The organism is Dyadobacter sp. HNCC25DJ185 (genome assembly GCF_056895195.1).
On sequence record NZ_JBXHAR010000002.1, the window covers coordinates 425,135 to 442,724 of the forward strand.

The 17,590-nt window shown below is 48.5% G+C and carries 16 protein-coding genes; 5 read left to right on the top strand and 11 right to left on the bottom strand.

Annotated elements, in window-relative coordinates:
- The first annotated feature begins 157 nt into the window (after positions 1-157).
- A complete protein-coding gene (gene bla, locus AC1XUF_RS07100; protein ID WP_483340981.1) occupies positions 158-904 on the top strand; it encodes a subclass B1 metallo-beta-lactamase in 747 nt (248 codons plus the stop codon).
- A gap of 5 nt (positions 905-909) precedes the next feature.
- Here the strand turns inward: bla and AC1XUF_RS07105 are convergent, their stop codons facing one another.
- Positions 910-1,365: a DinB family protein gene (locus tag AC1XUF_RS07105; RefSeq protein WP_483340982.1), complete on the bottom strand. Its 456-nt coding sequence runs from the start codon at positions 1,363-1,365 to the stop codon at positions 910-912.
- Positions 1,366-1,576: 211 nt separating this feature from the next.
- On the opposite strand from AC1XUF_RS07105, the gene AC1XUF_RS07110 reads away from it, so the two are divergent.
- Positions 1,577-2,464: a pirin family protein gene (locus AC1XUF_RS07110; RefSeq protein ID WP_483340983.1), complete on the top strand. Its 888-nt coding sequence runs from the start codon at positions 1,577-1,579 to the stop codon at positions 2,462-2,464.
- 222 nt (positions 2,465-2,686) lie between these two features.
- Positions 2,687-3,775 carry a hypothetical protein gene (locus AC1XUF_RS07115; protein WP_483340984.1) on the top strand — a complete coding sequence of 363 codons (1,089 nt, stop codon included), beginning with the start codon at positions 2,687-2,689 and terminating at the stop codon, positions 3,773-3,775.
- A gap of 128 nt (positions 3,776-3,903) precedes the next feature.
- On the opposite strand, the gene AC1XUF_RS07120 is transcribed toward AC1XUF_RS07115, so the two are convergent.
- From AC1XUF_RS07120 to AC1XUF_RS07150, 7 genes are all read right to left on the bottom strand, one after another.
- On the bottom strand, positions 3,904-4,557 hold the full coding sequence (locus AC1XUF_RS07120; protein ID WP_483340985.1) for an oxidoreductase: 654 nt from the start codon (positions 4,555-4,557) through the stop codon (positions 3,904-3,906).
- Positions 4,558-4,577: 20 nt separating this feature from the next.
- Positions 4,578-4,787 (bottom strand): hypothetical protein, encoded by a 210-nt coding sequence (locus AC1XUF_RS07125; RefSeq protein ID WP_483340986.1) that lies wholly within the window; start codon positions 4,785-4,787, stop codon positions 4,578-4,580.
- Positions 4,788-4,959: 172 nt separating this feature from the next.
- Positions 4,960-6,198, bottom strand: coding sequence for an RNA polymerase sigma factor (locus AC1XUF_RS07130; RefSeq protein WP_483340988.1), 1,239 nt, complete (start codon positions 6,196-6,198; stop codon positions 4,960-4,962).
- Positions 6,199-6,245: 47 nt separating this feature from the next.
- Complete coding sequence (locus AC1XUF_RS07135; RefSeq protein ID WP_483340989.1) at positions 6,246-6,596, bottom strand: YciI family protein; 351 nt, start codon at positions 6,594-6,596, stop codon at positions 6,246-6,248.
- Between the two features lie 34 nt (positions 6,597-6,630).
- Positions 6,631-7,083: a carboxymuconolactone decarboxylase family protein gene (locus tag AC1XUF_RS07140; RefSeq protein ID WP_483340990.1), complete on the bottom strand. Its 453-nt coding sequence runs from the start codon at positions 7,081-7,083 to the stop codon at positions 6,631-6,633.
- Between the two features lie 166 nt (positions 7,084-7,249).
- Positions 7,250-8,275 (bottom strand): sugar phosphate isomerase/epimerase family protein, encoded by a 1,026-nt coding sequence (locus AC1XUF_RS07145; RefSeq protein WP_483340991.1) that lies wholly within the window; start codon positions 8,273-8,275, stop codon positions 7,250-7,252.
- 28 nt (positions 8,276-8,303) lie between these two features.
- Positions 8,304-11,024, bottom strand: a complete 2,721-nt coding sequence (locus AC1XUF_RS07150) for a PQQ-dependent sugar dehydrogenase (RefSeq protein ID WP_483340992.1) — start codon at positions 11,022-11,024, stop codon at positions 8,304-8,306.
- A 136-nt stretch (positions 11,025-11,160) separates the two neighbouring features.
- Between AC1XUF_RS07150 and AC1XUF_RS07155 the strand changes: the two genes are divergently transcribed.
- Positions 11,161-11,925 carry an NUDIX hydrolase gene (locus tag AC1XUF_RS07155; protein WP_483340993.1) on the top strand — a complete coding sequence of 255 codons (765 nt, stop codon included), beginning with the start codon at positions 11,161-11,163 and terminating at the stop codon, positions 11,923-11,925.
- A 22-nt stretch (positions 11,926-11,947) separates the two neighbouring features.
- Here the strand turns inward: AC1XUF_RS07155 and AC1XUF_RS07160 are convergent, their stop codons facing one another.
- The 3 genes from AC1XUF_RS07160 to AC1XUF_RS07170 all read right to left on the bottom strand — a co-directional run bounded on the left by AC1XUF_RS07160 (position 11,948) and on the right by AC1XUF_RS07170 (position 16,905).
- Positions 11,948-13,072, bottom strand: a complete 1,125-nt coding sequence (locus AC1XUF_RS07160; RefSeq protein WP_483340994.1) for a T9SS type A sorting domain-containing protein — start codon at positions 13,070-13,072, stop codon at positions 11,948-11,950.
- Positions 13,073-13,188: 116 nt separating this feature from the next.
- Positions 13,189-13,821: a response regulator transcription factor gene (locus tag AC1XUF_RS07165; protein ID WP_483340995.1), complete on the bottom strand. Its 633-nt coding sequence runs from the start codon at positions 13,819-13,821 to the stop codon at positions 13,189-13,191.
- 48 nt (positions 13,822-13,869) lie between these two features.
- On the bottom strand, positions 13,870-16,905 hold the full coding sequence (locus AC1XUF_RS07170; RefSeq protein WP_483340996.1) for a ligand-binding sensor domain-containing protein: 3,036 nt from the start codon (positions 16,903-16,905) through the stop codon (positions 13,870-13,872).
- A gap of 169 nt (positions 16,906-17,074) precedes the next feature.
- Here AC1XUF_RS07170 and AC1XUF_RS07175 point away from each other — a divergent pair, with 169 nt between their 5' ends.
- Complete coding sequence (locus AC1XUF_RS07175; RefSeq protein WP_483340997.1) at positions 17,075-17,566, top strand: heme-binding domain-containing protein; 492 nt, start codon at positions 17,075-17,077, stop codon at positions 17,564-17,566.
- Positions 17,567-17,590: the final 24 nt, after the last annotated feature.

Below are 17,590 nucleotides of genomic sequence, written 5' to 3' on the forward strand. Positions count from 1 at the left end.
CGAAATGGACCAGTATCCAGAAGTATAGTAGTAACCTTTGGTATAGCACCCGATTCAGCAGGCCTCTCCGCAGCGTTACCGGCAGTGGTGTAAAATCCAGCGTGCCATATTATATTGGAGGCATTTTCCAGGCACTCTTAACACGCATTTTTTCACAATGACCTCATCGACAAAGGACTATCTCTTCTTAATCATCATGTTCCTGTTCTGTAATTACACGACGGCGCAGGTAGCGGGCAATGGGTTCAGCTCGGACAAAATCCTCATCGAAAAAGTCACCGACAATGTGTACCGGCATATTACCTATCTGCAATCCGAGACGTTTGGAAAGGTGTCCTGCAACGGCATGATCGTTTTTGACAAAGGAGAGGCTGTTATTTTTGATACCCCAATCGACGATTCCACTTCCGCGGTCCTGATCGATTGGCTGAAAGACAGCCTGCATTGCAAAGTGAAGGCAGTGATCGCCACCCATTTTCATGAAGATTGCGTAGGTGGCCTGAACGAATTCCACAAAAGAGGTATCCCTTCCTATGGCAGTAACAAAACCATTGCCTCGGCTAAATCAAGCAATTTCCCGGTGCCTCAAAAAGGTTTTGACCATCAAATGGACATGAAAGTGGGTAATCGAAAAGTTAAAACGGCTTTTTTCGGTGAAGGTCATACGAGGGACAATGTGATCGGCTATTTCCCGAGCGACAAGATCATGTTCGGCGGCTGTCTCATCAAAGAAGTCGGGGCCGGAAAAGGCAACCTGGCAGATGCGAATGTAAACGACTGGTCGGCTACGGTAGCCAAAATAAAGGCCACGTATCCGGAGGTCAAGGTCGTAATTCCCGGCCATGGCAAATCTGGCGATACTGCCCTGCTGGATTACACGATCAGGCTGTTTGAGCAGAAATAGCCTGGCTAGACCAATTTCGCAAATCTGATATAATCTGTCCCCGGCGGCGTGATCCCCAGGCCGCGGATGAGGTAAATAACCTGCCCTCTGTGATAGGTGGAGTGGTTTACAACATGCGTCAGCACATCTTCCAATGTGTTCAGATTAGGCTCACCAGCCATATTTTTATAAGGAAGCGCGGCACGGAGGCTCTCGCCATCCTGGTTTTGGATAAATTGAACCCACAGTCTGCCATTCTCGGTTAACCGCTCTGCAAGGGCTTCCAAAGGAATGTTGCCCCAGACGGGGACATCGTTCTGCGCCTGTAAAACACGGTAGTACCAGTTGCGCTGTGCATGGGCGATGTGGCTCATGAGCCTGATCACCTCCTCGTCTTCAATGTTATTTTCTTTCAGAAACTCGGCGATCTGGTGGTTCGCCCAATTGTTGAAGGCAAAAAATCTCAGGTAGAATGTTTTCATCAAATGGTTGGTCAATGCGTGATCGAAGGGCAAATTATTGAAATTCCGGGCGAAACGCCACACCTATTAATCCATGATTGACTAAATTTTTCGGGAAGCCGGCGCTAACCAAATGTATAGTGCGGATGAAGGCACAGCCACCACATTATTTTTGTTGGCTATCTGGTGCAGCAACTGCCCGCAGAATGATCCTGACAAATTTTTTAAGGTTATGAAAAATCAAATTGTGAAACGCAAATTAGTCAATATAAAGGCCCCGGCCGCACATCAGGGATTTCTTGGCCCCGACCATACAGCCCGCGCGGTGATCCAAAACGAATTCGCAAACAGCGACCCGTTTATCATCTTGATGGACGATTTTCTCGACAAAAAAGACAGTGAACCAGTTGGCGGGCCGCATCCTCATGCAGGTTTCGAAACCGTATCCCTGCTCATCGAAGGAGAAATGGGCGACTCCGCCCACATGATGAAGGGAGGCGATTTCCAGATCATGACAGCCGGCAGCGGAATTGTGCACACCGAATCCATTGAAAAGGAATCGAAAATGCGTCTTTTACAAATGTGGCTGAACCTGCCCAAAAAAGACCGCTGGGCTCCGCCACGTGTGCAGGATCTGGCATTTGCAAGCGTTCCGAAAAAAACAGAAAATGGTGTTGAAATCAGGCTATACAGCGGATCGTTTGCCGGCTTGAAATCGCCGGTCCAAAACCACACGCCTTTAATTGTGGCCGATATCCATTTGCAGCCGGGCAGTACAACCACCCAAAAACTGGATGCTTCCTACAATGCATTTCTGTACGTAATCGAAGGCAGTATTGAAGTGGGGGAAGATGATCAAATCTTAAACCAAAACCAGATCGGCTGGCTGGACCACGCCTCGGATGGAACATTGTTTGAAAGTGAAATCACGCTGACAGCCGGGGCTTCGGGGGGGCGGGTTATTCTGTACGCAGGACAACCCCAGAATGACCCGATCGTTTCGTATGGTCCATTTATAGCCGACAATGAACAGGAGATCAAGGACTTGTACCGCGATTTCAGACACGGAAAGATTGGCCATGTTTCGGCTTTACCGGCTGAGCAGCGGTTGAGTTATTGAAATGGTCTACTCTGCCGGTTGCCTGCGTAGTGCTTGTTTTGACCCCAATCCCCCGAAGAGGACTATTCGGCTTATGCTACCTTTTAACGTCCTTAACGGGGGAAATTCAATTTACAGATCGCAATAAATCGTTCTCCACTGAATAGACCAGGGCGCATTCGTCGGAAAACACTAAATTCAGGCTTTTTAGTGTTGTCTGACCATTTTCCTAAATTGAAAGCGATGACCCCATTCAGAATAATGTATCTGATTTTCCTGCCATTGTGGATGCATTTTTATCCGCCGGCAAACCAGAAGAATACAGAAAACGTATTCGATCTGGGCGCCGGGAAACAGCCCGCCATTTCTGTGTCTCCGGCAGGTGTGGTCCACCTTGTTTATGGTAAAGAAAATGGAGCGTCAAAAGATCTGATTTATGTTTCTTCAAAGGATCGGGGGAAAACATTTTCGGCACCGCACATACTTGGTACATTTTCAAAAATGGGCCTTGGAATGGGCCGGGGCCCACAAATCACTGCCACAAAAGATTTCACGGTGGTTACCGTCAGCGACCTTGGCGGTAATCTTTTTTCCTACAGACTGAACAATGCAACCGGCGAATGGTCGGAGCAGGTTAAAATTAACGATGAGGACGGTACCGCCTTAGAAGCATTGTCCGCTGTGGACGCAGGTAAGGACAACAATGTGTATGCAGTATGGCTGGATACACGTCTGGACAAAACCAATAATCTGTACGGGGCCTTATCCAAAAACGGGGGCCTGACCTGGGAACCTGATCAATTGATTTACCGTGGTGAGCCGAAAGGGATTTGTGAATGCTGCAAACCTTCGGTTTTCATTGGTCATGACCGCCGCATCCGGGTTATGTTCCGGAACAAACTCAACGGGGCGCGGAACTTGTACCTGATGACGTCAGAAAATGGTAAAGATTTCGGGAACGCCCAAAAACTGGGGACAGGTGATTACATGATCGATGCATGTCCCATGGATGGTGGCGATCTTAGCGTAGATGCGAACGGAAATGTTACAACGGTTTGGCGTAGGGAACTCGACATATATCAATGTCAGCCTGGGAAGGCAGAAGTTAAATTGGGCTCAGGCCGTACTCCTGTGGCTCTCTCCACATCCAAAGGAACATGCTTTGCCTGGGAGCAGAAGGGTGTGATCCAACTGCGGAAGCCTGACGGATCGACGGACACTGCGTTTGAAAAGGGGCAATATCCGAAGCTGGCAGTCACGCCGGATCAACAAAAGATCATCTGTACATTCGAACGCGCCGGACAGGTAATGGTTAGAACGGTGGATTTATAGCGGCTGACCCTTGATCGCGGAATCTTTCCTCCGTCAAAAAATCTTCGGCCGATACCAAAATGTTAAATACTTGAAAATAACCTGCTCAGCGGGTAGCTTCATCGAAGAAACCGTTTCAGGCCCCAGCCTTACAGTAGAGTGCTCATTTCCTGCCATTCATAAATCATGACTTTCCCGGACTGATTTTTGGCTGCTTTGAGCATCGCTTTCGCAACATCCCTGCCTTCTATCCCCCGGTATTTTTTGACGGGCCCAACCAAAAGTGGATTGATCAAAGAGAACAAACCAATGAGGAATTTTTCCAGCGGGCGGCTTTCCTGGCGGTTTCCCATGATCATCGATGGTCTGAAAATGTGGGTATGTGGCAGATCAAGCGCGATGATATCACGCTCTGTTTCGCCTTTTGTGCGGACATAAAAAACATTGGAAGCCACATTGGAACCGACTGCGGTAACGATTAAAACCGCTTTTGCGCCGTTTTCCTTCGCCAGCTTGGTCGCAAGTACAGGGTAGTCGTGGTCGACCTGGTAGTAGATCTTCTCGTCGGGTGTATTCTTTTTTGTCGTGCCCAGCGCGATGAAAACATCGTCCGCAATGAGCTGGTCTTTCAATGCCGGCAGGGAGTTAAAGTCGCCGATCAGCACTTTCAGCTTGGGATGCGACTTATTCAAATCTTTCCTGACTACGACCGTAACCTGATCGTAGTCAGGATCATTCAACAGTCCTTCCAAAAGATACGAGCCAATGAAACCGCTGGCTCCGAATAATATGGCTTTTTTCATTTTTCGGGACTTTTTAGAACTTAGTTTTTTTCTAACTGGGTCAAAATCTGGCTCAGTTTATCGATAACCAGCGATAAGTGCGGCCTGCCGCTTGGCGTAGTGCCGTTTGCATCGTGAATCGCCTGAAGAATCAGGTTTTGCTGGGCCAGTTGCAGGGATTCAAATTTGGTCAATTCAGGATATTTCTCCCGAAATCCTTCTGCCAGTTCGTCTAGACTATGAGAAATCATGTTCTTAAAAATTTAAATGGTTGATCATGTAGCAAAACCCAGATGTTAAGATCTAGTACTGTTACCGTAACACCATGCCGCAGTCGCTTCGTTCGGGAGTTTGAAAATTATCTTCTCTTCTTCCTTCAATCGCTTGAAGCTGGCGTTTACAGAAGCAATGGGCCAGTTGACATTATGGTAATGTTGTCAGGCGGGAGATATTTTTCTCTACGGCTGTCTGATCTGCTTTGGAAATGGCTAGTTCCAGCGCAGTCTCGAAATGCCGCAATGCTTTTTGATTGTCCAAACCGGTATACAGATGGCCCAGTAACGAAAAATAGAAATGGTTTCCGGTCAGCTTCAACTTTTCCGCTTCTACAATCGCTTCCGCTTTGCTTCTTGCCTTAGCGACCGCATAAGTGCGGTTTAACGCGGCAATCGGCGAATATTCCAAAATCAGAAGGCTATTGTAAAGATCCAGGATGTTCTCCCACTTTTCGGGCGTATCTTCTTTCTGGGTATGCCAATAGGCGATGCCGGCTTCCAGATGATACTTCGATATCTCATATCCCCTGGACGCATCGTTCAGATACCTGGCTCCCTGGTCGATCAGCTCGCGGTTCCAGCGCGTTTCGTCCTGATCTTGGTACAAAATAATCTCCCCATTCTCATTCATCCGCGCCTCAAACCTCGACGAATGAAAACACATCAGCGACAACAAAGCATTGACGGCCGGCTTATTGGTCGTTTCATTCACAACCAGCAGGTACGCGAGCCGCATCGCCTCCGCACAAAGGTCTTTGCGCAGTGTCGTATTTTGAGAAATGGAATAATATCCTTCTGAAAAGAGCAGGTACAAGGTAGTCAGAACAGTGTCCAACCGCTCATTGATTTCCGAAAGTGTCGGCTGCTCGATTTTGATCGCCGCTTCTTTCAGCTTCTCTTTCGCACGTTTCACTCGTTTGTAAATCACATCTTTATTGGTCAGAAAAGCGTCTGCAATTTCCTGGATACCGAAACCGCAGAGTAAATGCAGGGCCAGCGCAACCTGTGATTCTGCGGAAATCGCAGGGTTGCAAACTGTGAAAATCATCGCCAGCTGGCTGTCCGCAATGTTTTTGTGCGAAAGATCAATTTCAACTTCTTCCGAGTGAGGTGTTTCGTACCTGATCTGTTCGGAGATTTTTTGCTCAAACAGCGAGCTGCGTTTCAGGTAATTCGTGGTTTTGTTCTTGGCTACGGTGTAAAGCCAGGCAGCCGGATTTTCGGGAAGTCCTTGCACGCTCCACAGCTCTGTGGCAGACAGAAATGTTTCGCTCACAATATCTTCGGCCAGCTCAACATGTTCAATGCCAAACCGGTAACAAATCACCCCGACAATATTCCGGTATTCTGTCCTGAACAAATGGGGTATCAAAACCTGCTCTTCCATATCATCCAAAAAAATGCCTTTGCAAAATACAAAGGCATTTGGTCACATCATTGCGGAGAAGGTACGGCCATCCGCACTTCAACCGTCGCACCCCATTCGAGGATCGGGCAGCCTTTGGCGATCTCCACGGCGTCGTCATAATCTTCGGCCCGGATGAAAAACATGCCGCCGATCGACTCCTTGATCTCGGCATACGGACCATTGAGCACCGTATTGTCTTTTTTGATCACCCGGCCGCCCGAATCCCAACGTTTCGGCGGGGCAACCAGTTTATTTTGAGCGGCAATGCTGCCGATCCAGTCCTGAAAAGGCTTGATCGCGGCCTGCATTTGTTCCGGCGACGGACTCGCATCCTTGCTCGTCAGGTCGCGGTGAATGGCTAAAAGGAATTCTTGCATTGTTTAAAATGGTTAATAGTAAAAGGTGAAAGGATCAACCAAACATTCCTACTCTGTAAGTACCCGGAACATTCGGAAAGGAGAGATTAAGCCGGTTCCAGGTATTTATGGTGGTGACTACCATTGTCAGATCCACCAGTTCTTCGTCTGAAAATTGCTTTTTGGCCTCGGTATAAACATCGTCGGGCACCTCACATTTGGTTACCGCCTCAGCCCATGCGAATGCAGCCCGCTCACGATCCGTGTAGTAGGGCGACTCACGCCAGGCACTCAATCCGTATAACCGCTGCTCGGTCTCGCCTTTCGCGCGGGCATCTTTGTAATGCATGTCCAGACAATATGCGCACTGATTAATTTGCGATACCCGAAAATTAACCAGCTCATGCAGACTGGCTTCAATCGTTGATTTTTTAAGATAGGCGCCCATGCCGAAAAGTGGTTTCAACGCATTGGCTCCCTTTTCCTGGATGTTCAGTCTCTGTTCCATTTTGTTTTTTATTTAATGCTAAAAACAAGTGACAACCGGGTTTTCCGGATTGGACAAAATGCGGGCAATATTTTTTGAAAAAATAAAAAAAGCAGCCCGGATAGAGCTGCTCTTCAAAAAGATAGAGGATTAAACGCGAAATTGTTTGGCGGGGCGAGGATTTCATTTAACCCAATTCCTCCAAAACCCTTTCCAGCAACGCTTTCGTCTGGCGGATACCTTCGTCATTGGTGGGTTTGGACATATCGCCGCCCATGTCACGCATGAGGCCGCCTTCGTATTCAATGCCGACGATACCATTGTTCCAGCCGGAGGCTTTGATGATGTTGAACATTTTGATAAAATCCGTTTCACGATCATTGCCCTTGTCGTCGAAGCTGTGGGTCTTGGCGCTGATCCCTTTGGCGTAAGGCATCATTTTCTTCACGCCCTCGTACTTTTCATGTTCTTTCACGCAGGTTGTTGCCATAATACCTTTTATGTCATTTGTCGCCGGCTTGCTTCTTTCGGCACAAAAATTCCCGAAATCAGGTAGCAGACCTTTGTTTTTGGCAGGAAGCTGCTTCATCACGCCTACCAGCCAGTCAGGATCAGTCGATACCCCGAAATGGTTTTCCACGATCACATTCAAACCCGCTTTTCCGGCATATTCCAATAGCTTTCCGTAACCATCCACTGCAGCCGCCGCCAGTTCCGCAGGCGTCCCCTCCTCTTTTTTACCCGATAACATGGCCATTGCATCGCCGAGGTTAACCCGGATCGAGGTACATCCCAAAAAATTGGCGGCATCCACCCAGGGATAATGTGCCTCTACGGCCTTTTTGCGTGCGGCAGCATCAAGAGCTGTCAAATTTTCACCGTCGACCATGATCAGGTGATTTTTCATACCCAGGTCGTCGCAGCGTTTTTTCAGTTCGTTCAGGTAAGTCTGGTCGGTATGTTTGTTGTTAAAAAAACCCGAAACGTATTCCAGAATGCTGATATCATAATCATTCTTGGCCCTGGCTGGGAAATCCATATTGGTCATTTTTCCTCCATAGAGCTCCGAGGCGAAAGAGAATTCGGCCAGCGAAATGTCAAAATTGAACTTGGCGGGCAGATTTTTGGCAAAAAGCACGTCCATTGAGGCGACGCTGAGTCCTGCGGTAGCCAGTCCGAGCTGGCTGATAAATTGACGGCGGTTGGTATTCATAAGGTTAGCTAAGTTAAAGTCCGGTCGATTATTTAGTTAGGAATGTCATGGAAAACGGTACAAATAGCGCCCCTTTTGCGGTGTCATTTTTAAATACAAAAACAAGATCACTCACGCCAGTCTGAGGCGGTATGGTCACATTGTAAGGCTTTGGCGGCTTGCCGGAAGCAAATGCATTTGGGTCGGAGCTAGGCTCTATGAATTCGGTTTTGCCCAGAAGCTCACCATCCGCAGTGCCTTTATGTACCTCAATAATCCCGCCTTGCGCATTGAGTTGCTCCTTCGGCGCGGCGACCACCATGCTCAGCCCGGTAACATCCGTCAGGTCAATGTTTTTGAAGACTGCGGATGTATTCGACGTCATCACGATCAGCAGGTTATTTTCGCCCATTTTAAACCGCATCGCATTTTTGGCCTCGTCGGCATTGCCGAATAACACCGTCGGGCTTTTCAATGTCAAGGTTTTTTCGGTCACCTCGGCGGGCATTCCGTTCGCGCCATTGCCCTTATAAGAAGCCGTGATTTTATAGATTCCCTTGCTGGCATCCGCGCCGTCGGGAATTTTCGCAATGACCTCACCGGCAGGCGGTAACATTTGCGCAGGCACTTTTTCATCGGCCAGGCTGAGAATGTATTTTACCATTTGCCCGGCCTCAGGCAACCCGATCGAAGGGTGCGCCGACATCGCAGTTTCACCCCATACACCCGCGCCGCCTTTGATGATCTTGTCGGAAAGCGAGGCCACCGCACCATTATCAGCCTTGTACTTCGCAGCCACGTCCTTAAATGCCGGCCCGATCGATTTTTTATCCACAAAATGGCAGGCTTTGCAATCGCTTTTTTCCATCAATGTTTTCCCGGCGGTAAATGTCACCGGCGCTTCCTGGTGGCCGCCCATGTCGGTTTTGGGCTTATCCTCTGCATCCTGATACGCAGCGGTAATTTTCACTTTCGACGGGTCAATGCGCTTGTTTTCAAGGCTTCCGTCTTCCTGGTCGGTCACATTCACCTTGTACTGGATCGGTTTTTCAGGAAAAAAGAATGTCTTATTGCCAGCCGTCAATTCCAATGCGACTTGCGGCGGATCATTGCCAGCCTGTACGCTCAGCGATTGCGAATCCTTCAATCCTTTTGAATCCGTCACCGTCAGCTGGACTTTATAAATACCCTTTTTCTTGAATGTATAAGTCGGGTTTGGCTCTGTGAGTATGATCGGCGCGGTACCAGCGGCGGAAGTAATTTTCCATTGATACTGCAAAGAATCTTTGTCAAAATCCTGCGTTCCCGCAGACGACAATTGTACTGTAAAAGGCACTGCACCAGCCTGTTTATCAGCGGTGGCGGCCACAAAAGGTTTACGATTTCCGCCATTGTATTCAATCCGCACCAGCTTGGATTCGGGATTCCCCATGAACCAGCCCTGCCCATATTCCAGGATGTACAGGTCACCATTTGGGCCAAAAGCCATGTCGATCGGATGTTCCAGTTTCAGGTTGGGCAGGAAGCGCTCCATTTTTACATAATCACCTCTCGGACTGATGGTTACCGCAATGATCCAGTCGCGCATCCATTCGTAGATGAAGAGTTTTTTATTATAATAATCTGGAAATGCCCGCTTCGCGTTTTTGAAATCGTCGGTATAAAAAACCGGCCCGCCCATCGCACTTCTGCCGCCAGAACCGAATAACGGGAACCGCTTGGTTTCCGCAGCCGTGTACCACAGAAATGCTTTCTGCGCAGGCGGCAGCTCTTTCAGGCCAGTGTTGTTGGGGGAATTGTTGACCGGCTTGTCAGGATTGAATTTTTCACCCGATTTTTTGGTCTCAAAATCATAATCCCAGTAAGCCTTGTTATCCCCCACAAAATACGGCCAGCCAAAATTCCCGGCCTTCCTCGCCTGCCCGAACTCGTCTTCCGCCGCAGGTCCGAGTCCGCTCGAATCTTTCCCGGCATCAGGCCCTACATCACCCCAATAGAGGTAACCACTCTTTTTGTCCACCGAAATGCGGTAGGGATTGCGGTGTCCCATCGTGTAAATTTCAGGGCGCGTTTGAGGGGTACCTTTTGCAAAAAGATTGCCTTCGGGAATGGTATAGCTTCCGTCAGGCTCAGGGTGGATGCGGAGAATTTTCCCGCGAAGATCATTGGTATTGCCTGATGATTTTTGCGCATCAAACGGACTTCTTCCCGGCCGCTCGTCGATCGGCGCGTAACCGTCGGAAGCACGGGGACTGGTATTGTCGCCGGTAGAGAGATACAGATTTCCCTGCGCATCCCAGTCGATGGAACCGCCTGTGTGACAGCAGTTATCACGCTGAACAGGAATTTTCAGCACTACTTTTTTGGAATTCAGATCGAGTACATTGCCTTTCAGCTCGTAACGCGCCAGAATGTTTTCCGGGGTCGCTCCGGCAGGCGAATAATAGAAGTAAACCCAGTGATTTTTGGTAAAATCAGGGTCAATGTTCACACCCAGCAGCCCGTCTTCCGCCTCCGAATTGTCGGTATATTTCGTACTGACCGGTATAGTTGCGATCACCGACGTCTTTTTACCCACAGGATTATACAGCTTGACGGCCCCGTGACGCTCGATAAAAAGCACGCGCTCATCCGGCAAAATCGCCATTTCCAACGGCTCATTGAGGTTCTCGGTCAGGACAACTTTTTGAAAGCGGTTCTCCTCGGGGACCTGGGCTTGGAGCGTGAGAGCACTTAGTAAAGTGACGAGAATGATAAATGTTTGTTTCATAGATCACCTACGGTTACAAATAAATATTTCAATAAATAATTGAAACTTATTAATAAAAAATTCCCCGCAATGATAAAACAAAAAAATCATTGTGTATAATTTACGCATTGAAATTTTTCTAAACGCTTAACAAATAATGGATCAGGATTTAAAGGCCTATTTTGCTAAAACCCTTCAGGAAGTATCGATCGACTGCGTAATCTTCGGTTTTCACGCGGGGGAATTGAAAGTATTGCTGCTGCGCTGGAAAGAAACGGACGGGTGGAGCCTGCCCGGCGGGCGGATTTTCAAGGACGAATCGCTGGATAATGCGGCGAACCGGATTTTGCAGGAGCGGACGGGTTTGAGCGATATTTTCCTGCACCAATACTACACTTTCGGAGAGGTAGACCGGAACAAGCATTTTACGGAAACCGAAATGCTGGAAAGGCTGGAAATGACTTTTGGGAAAGGCATTTTCGACGATCTGATCCACAACCGCGTAGTATCGGTCGGTTATTTTGCACTGGTGGAATTCGCGCTCGTGCAAGCCACGCCCGACTGGTTTACCGACGAATGCCGCTGGTGGAACATGGGCGAGGTACCGACATTGCTTTTTGATCACAACGAAATGATCATCAGGGCATTAAAAGCATTGCGCCAACAGATCCGCAACCAGCCGGTAGGCTACGACCTGCTGCCTGAAAAATTCACGATGCCCGAACTTCAAAAGCTATATGAAACGATTCTGGACAAACAATTCGACCGGCGGAATTTCCAGAAGTTGCTCATGAGCTATGATATATTGGAAAAACTGGACGAAAAGCGGATCGGCGTCGCCAATAAGTCCCCATTCCTGTACCGGTTTGACAAACAGAAGTATGAAAAAGCGATCGTCGCAGGGGTATCTTTCTCCATGTAAGAGCGTTGATGCTTCCTGCTCTCTATTGCTTAACCACTTTCCGGACAACGGAAGTCCCATCCGACATTACCACATGCATCATATAACTGCCGGAAGCCAGGTTCTGGACCTCAATGTGATTGGACGGCTTGCTACCCGACGCATACACCAACTGGCCTTTTACATTCACGATCCGGATCTCCTTTACCTGCGACCAATCCCGGATGTGAACAAGAATTTGATTACTCGAAGGATTGGGGTACGCAAAAGTAGCCAGCTCAGCATCGTAGGTCATGTCAACACTTCGCAGGCTGCTGTAAGTAAATGTCCCGTCGAGGTCAGTCATTTTGAGGCGGTACAGGTTTGCGCCTTTAATAGGCACCAGATCTGAAAATGAGTAATTCGTTTCCGAACTGGCCTTTCCGGCGGCCTTTACCAAGCCTATCTCCTGCCAGTTTTTCCCGTCGGCGCTACGCTGAATCCCGAAGTTTGCGCTGTTGTCTTCCTCCGCTGTTTTCCATTGGAGCAGCACATGGTGCTCCTGCTTACCCGCTTCAAAAGAGACCAGCGTTACTGGTAGGGTACTACACGATATCATCACTTGCTCCGTATCCATACAATCGCCGCCGTTATTGGATATGGTAACAGACATCACCCGGGCCATCCTGGAAGCTACCGGGTGCGCCAGGTAAAAGCATATGGACTCCACAGCACAGTTGGTCAATGCAGGATTATTGGTGATGATCAGGTTCAATGAAATGAACATGGCGTGATTGAAGCCGTTCAGGTTCGCAAGGATGGCGTTGTTGTCCAGTGTCAGGTGGCCTACTATGGAGGTCAGCTGTTCCAGCCCGTCTATGCTGGCGAGCAGGGGATTCCCGGAAATCGTAAGGCTACCGTTGATTTCGGTAATGTTGGCAAGCCCCGCCAGCGTTGTAATGTTACTGCCGCCGATCGTCACATCCCCGTTTATAATGGTGATGTCTTTGTCAAAGCCGTCTATCTCGGCCTGTGTGGCAAACGTCAGGTTACCGAAATACTCTGAAGATTTTGGATGTGCTGTATGATCACGAACATGTTCCGAAAAGCTATTTGGGCCTGTCAGGACAATCAGGATCACAGAAAGGAGCACAGTAGGATTGCAGACGGAACGTAGTGGTTTTTTCATAAGTTGAGCAAGATTTTCCGGGACAAATCTATGCTCATTTGTCGTTGGTTGTCAATAGCTTAAAGCAGCTAACAATAAGCCAACAATCTGACAACAAGGACATTAAAAACCGTCATTTATACGATCCTCTTATAAATAGCTTTGGAAACAGCTTCGGAGGCATTGTGAACATGCAGCTTCTGGTAAATCCTTTTCAGGTGGTTATTGATTGTAAAAGGCGACAGGCTCAGCTCCACTGCAATGTTTTTTTGGCTCAGGCCTTTTACCAAAAGGCCCAGTATCTCAATTTCACGTTCAGAAAGGTTAAAATCTTCCTTTTTAACCGATTGCTGATCTTTGAAAAACTGTAACAATTTGAGCGCTACCGAAGGCGTCATGGGCGCACCGCCATGCATCACTTCACGAATCCCCTCGAGCAGCTTTTCCGGGGGAGCTTTTTTCAATATATAGCCGTGGGCACCCGATTTGATACTTTCGAAGATCTGTTCATTGTCCTCAAAAACGGTTTGCATGATAATATACGTGTCCGGAAAATACTCCTGCACCAGCCTTACGCCTTGTATTCCATTCACGACCGGCATATCAATATCCATCAGTACCACATCGGGCACATCCGCACTCAGTAATTCCCTGAGGTTGTCGCAATTCACGAACGTACCGGTACAAACCATATCCGGGGTCATTTCCAGCAACATGCGCAGGGCGTCGCGACGGCTGGGATGGTCATCGAAAATGGCAATTTTTATCATGATCCAAATATAACCGGCACGAACAGGATTGAAAATGACTTAAATAAGCTAATGCAATTGAAATTCCAGGGAAACAGTGGTCCCGGATGAGGGAATTGAACTGATTTGAAAAGCGCCTTGAAGATTAGCTGCCCTCGATTGCATATTGGCCAGCCCATTCCCCGGACGGAAATTTTTCTTTTTATCAAAACCCCGGCCATTATCCCGGATGCAAAGTTTCAGCACGGCGCCTGTCCGGATGATCTCGATATAAACCGCATTTCCGTTCGAATGCTTCACGATATTGTTCAACGCCTCCTTATAGATCAGATAAAATTCACGCCGCCTCACCATATCCAGTTTGATTCCCGAGGTGTTTTCGGGTGCCATAAAAGTGAGTTCGTAACCATTGATATCACAGAGTTGATTGGCATAACCTCTCATGTGATTCACTACGTTTTCAAACTGGTCGTTGGCCGTGTTGGTACTCCAGATGATATCCTGCATTGCCTCCTGCGCCTGCGTCGCATTCTGCCTGATCTTTTCAAGAATAGAACCCAGTGAGTTCTGCGGCTGCTTCAATTGTTCGCTGCCCACTTTGGCATAAATGGTAATGGTACTGAGGGTGGACCCAATCTCATCGTGCAGGTCTCTGGATATGCTGTTCCGGATATTTTGTACGCGCATAACCTGCTGCAACCGGTATCGGTAGAGGCCGTAGAGCATGGCGGCCAAGACGGTTGCCGCCAATATAAAAAACCACCAGCTAAGCCACCAGGGCGGGATGATCCGTATGGCAATCACCGCCGGACTGTCGCTCCACGTCAGGCCGTCGTAGCTTGCTTCTGCCATAAAGCGGTATTCCCCGGGATCCAGGTTGGTGTAAGTGGCTTCGTGTGCGGTCCCGGAATAAATCCATTGTTCATCAAAGCCTTCGAGCATATAACGGTATTTGATCTGCCCGATCTGATGGTAATCCGCAACCGCGAATTTCAGCCCGATCATATTCTGGCTATACTGAAGGTTGATTTCGCGGGTGTACGAAATATCCCCCGACAGCGGGCTGTCTTTTCCGGTAAAATCTACAGCCCGGTTGAAGAGTTTAAACCCTGAAAAAAACACGACCGGCGCTGCATGCGACCTGATCTGCTCAGGTACGAAATAATTCACACCTTTGAGCCCGCCAAAATACAGCGTATCATTCCTTTTATGGTAGGCATACCGGTTAAACTCATTGTCCTGCAACCCGTCTTTAACAGTAAAATTCTGAAAAGTGGAATCCTTCTTGAACAGCCGCGACAAGCCATAATTGGTGCTGATCCACAGATCGCCGGTTTGATCAGGCAGTATACCATACACCACATTGTTGGGCAGCCCGTTTTCATCGTGATAATGCTGAAACTTACCGGTCACTTTGTCGAGACGTTCCAGCCCGGCGCCTTTTGTACCGGCCCAAATATACCGGTCCGCCGACGTGGTATCATTGTACAGGCAGAGCAGCAAGTTGGAACTGATGGAGCTGGGGTCATTTTTATTGAAACTGTAGCTTTTCCACCGGCTTGTTTTCAGGTCGAACCGTAACAATCCCGAAACCGAAGCGATCCACAACCCGCCGCTGATATCGCCGGTAATCGCCTCGATCAGCGAGTAGCTGTCGGAAGTAGGTTTCAAAGGCATGGCGAAGGTTTTAAATGTCTTCCGATAGGTGTCGAAGGCAATCAGAAACCGGTTGCTTGCCATCCATAAGGTGCCGGATTTGTCCAGATAAGGCGGGAAAATCTGCAGGTCGCCCATTCCTTTGAGAGGATACTGCCGCTTTTGTTTCGTTTTTGAGTTAAAAAGAAATACACCCGTTTTGGAAATAAACCAATAATTGGAAGCTTTATCAACCGCGACAAAGGGTTCGTAGGAATCGCCCCCGGGAAGCTGGCTCACCAGCGAGGATTCCCTGATTGTTCCTTTCGGGCCGATCCGGATTACTTTAGTACCGTTGACGATCATTTCGCCGGTGGGCGAGGAAGTGATCGGGTAAGCATTCACATCGGGAAGAATGTGGTGAAAATTGGCTTTGTCGGGGTTGTACCTGAGAACGCCATAGCCGAAAGTCCCCATCCAGATCGTACCGGTCCTGTCCAGATAATGGCATATCGTATTCTGGACAATGGGCAGCAGGGTTTCATCTCTTCCAAGGGAGTCGATAGCGCGGGATGTGGTATGCAACAACAGGAATTTACCCCTGTCCTCTATCCACAGCCTCCCTTCCCGATCAAGAATGCCTGCTTTGATGTTTGAGCCTGACACATATATTTTCTCAGGACTGGCGAAATTTTTGTCTTTGAATTTCCATAATTCCTTACCTGCCAGCCAGAAATAAGACTTTCCTTTATCGTCTTCCAGCAAAGTGGCCTGGATATCATTGTCGGGTAGCGGCAATGCGAAGCGTTCTACCGGCATATAGCTCTTTTGTTTGCCTTGCCCGGGCTCCATTTCCCAAATCCGGGTTGTCGAAACAAGGTATATCCGCCCGTTACCCGGGATATAAAACTTGTAAAAGGACTTCATATAGCCGGGCGGTTCCTGGATGCGGACGAACCGGAACAGCGGCTCGCCAACGCCGCGTTCGCTTACTGTAATCCGGTAGATCCCTTCCGACGTACAAACCCAAAGTGCACCCGACCGGTCCTCGGCAATGCTCCGGATATGATTGGAGGCCGCACCTTTCGCCAATGGATTGCCGACATGGATAAAACGCCCTTTTTTGCGGTCAAAAAGTTCGAGACCTTTAAATGCCGTCCCGATCCACAACCGGCTTTGGGAATCTTCAAAAATGCTCCTGATCGCGTCGTCAGCAATGGAATACGGGTCGCGGGCTTTGTGCCGGTAAACGGTGAATTCGTAACCGTCGTATTTGTTAAGCCCATCATTGGTGCCGAACCACATGAAACCGATCTTGTCCTGAATGATCTGTGTCACAAGTCCTTGCGATAAGCCGTCATTGCCATTGAGTAACTCAAAATCGAGCTTCCTCACCGTCTGTGCAGCGGCAAGAAGAGGGAGCGAAAAAACGAGAAACAGAAGGGAGCGGATCAGAAGGGCACGCGACATTTGCTTCGCCAGGTTTAGCATACCGCAGTTACAAATCGCGATATGCTAATTTAAGGCAAACATTTTTGATTTCTGGAACACTCCAGAAAAAGAGCCGTTTAAGTTGATTTTGCTGCCGGAAATTTCTCATATTGGTACGGAAATCTCCAGTATCTAAACACCCGAATCTATGCTGAAAAAAATTCTTATCGCCCTCCTGGTTATCCTCATCGTCATCCAGTTTATCAAACCCGAAAAGAACCTTTCGGATGATCAGACCCACCACATCGCAACGAAATACCCTGTTCCTGCGGATGTCAGCGAAATCCTGAAAACCGCGTGCTACGATTGCCACAGCAACAAAACCGAATATCCCTGGTATGCTCATATCCAGCCCATTGCCTGGTGGCTGAATGACCACATTACCGAGGGTAAAAGCGAACTGAACTTTTCCGAATTCACTACGCTGTCCCTCGCCCGCCAAAATCACAAACTGGAAGAAACCGTTGAGCTTGTTGAAGAGAAAGAGATGCCGCTATCCTCTTATACTGCGCTGGGAATGCACCAAGATGCAAACCTGACGGACGCACAGCGTAAGGCACTCATTACCTGGGCCAGGGCGCAAATGAATATGCTCAAAGCAAAATATCCTGCCGATAGTCTGGTTATGAAAAGACACTGAACCGCTTCTTGCTCTCCCCCGGGA

Excerpts from the sequence above, each read along its gene's own strand:
- AC1XUF_RS07125 (WP_483340986.1), bottom strand. The coding sequence starts at position 4,787 with ATGATTTCTCATAGTCTAGACGAACTGGCAGAAGGATTTCGGGAGAAA.
- AC1XUF_RS07120 (WP_483340985.1), bottom strand. The coding sequence starts at position 4,557 with ATGAAAAAAGCCATATTATTCGGAGCCAGCGGTTTCATTGGCTCGTAT.
- AC1XUF_RS07110 (WP_483340983.1), top strand. The coding sequence starts at position 1,577 with ATGAAAAATCAAATTGTGAAACGCAAATTAGTCAATATAAAGGCCCCG.
- AC1XUF_RS07150 (WP_483340992.1), bottom strand. The coding sequence starts at position 11,024 with ATGAAACAAACATTTATCATTCTCGTCACTTTACTAAGTGCTCTCACG.
- AC1XUF_RS07105 (WP_483340982.1), bottom strand. The coding sequence starts at position 1,365 with ATGAAAACATTCTACCTGAGATTTTTTGCCTTCAACAATTGGGCGAAC.
- AC1XUF_RS07130 (WP_483340988.1), bottom strand. The coding sequence starts at position 6,198 with ATGGAAGAGCAGGTTTTGATACCCCATTTGTTCAGGACAGAATACCGG.
- AC1XUF_RS07170 (WP_483340996.1), bottom strand. The coding sequence starts at position 16,905 with ATGTCGCGTGCCCTTCTGATCCGCTCCCTTCTGTTTCTCGTTTTTTCG.
- AC1XUF_RS07145 (WP_483340991.1), bottom strand. The coding sequence starts at position 8,275 with ATGAATACCAACCGCCGTCAATTTATCAGCCAGCTCGGACTGGCTACC.
- AC1XUF_RS07155 (WP_483340993.1), top strand. The coding sequence starts at position 11,161 with ATGGATCAGGATTTAAAGGCCTATTTTGCTAAAACCCTTCAGGAAGTA.
- AC1XUF_RS07115 (WP_483340984.1), top strand. The coding sequence starts at position 2,687 with ATGACCCCATTCAGAATAATGTATCTGATTTTCCTGCCATTGTGGATG.
- AC1XUF_RS07175 (WP_483340997.1), top strand. The coding sequence starts at position 17,075 with ATGCTGAAAAAAATTCTTATCGCCCTCCTGGTTATCCTCATCGTCATC.
- AC1XUF_RS07160 (WP_483340994.1), bottom strand. The coding sequence starts at position 13,072 with ATGAAAAAACCACTACGTTCCGTCTGCAATCCTACTGTGCTCCTTTCT.
- AC1XUF_RS07135 (WP_483340989.1), bottom strand. The coding sequence starts at position 6,596 with ATGCAAGAATTCCTTTTAGCCATTCACCGCGACCTGACGAGCAAGGAT.
- AC1XUF_RS07165 (WP_483340995.1), bottom strand. The coding sequence starts at position 13,821 with ATGATAAAAATTGCCATTTTCGATGACCATCCCAGCCGTCGCGACGCC.
- bla (WP_483340981.1), top strand. The coding sequence starts at position 158 with ATGACCTCATCGACAAAGGACTATCTCTTCTTAATCATCATGTTCCTG.
- AC1XUF_RS07140 (WP_483340990.1), bottom strand. The coding sequence starts at position 7,083 with ATGGAACAGAGACTGAACATCCAGGAAAAGGGAGCCAATGCGTTGAAA.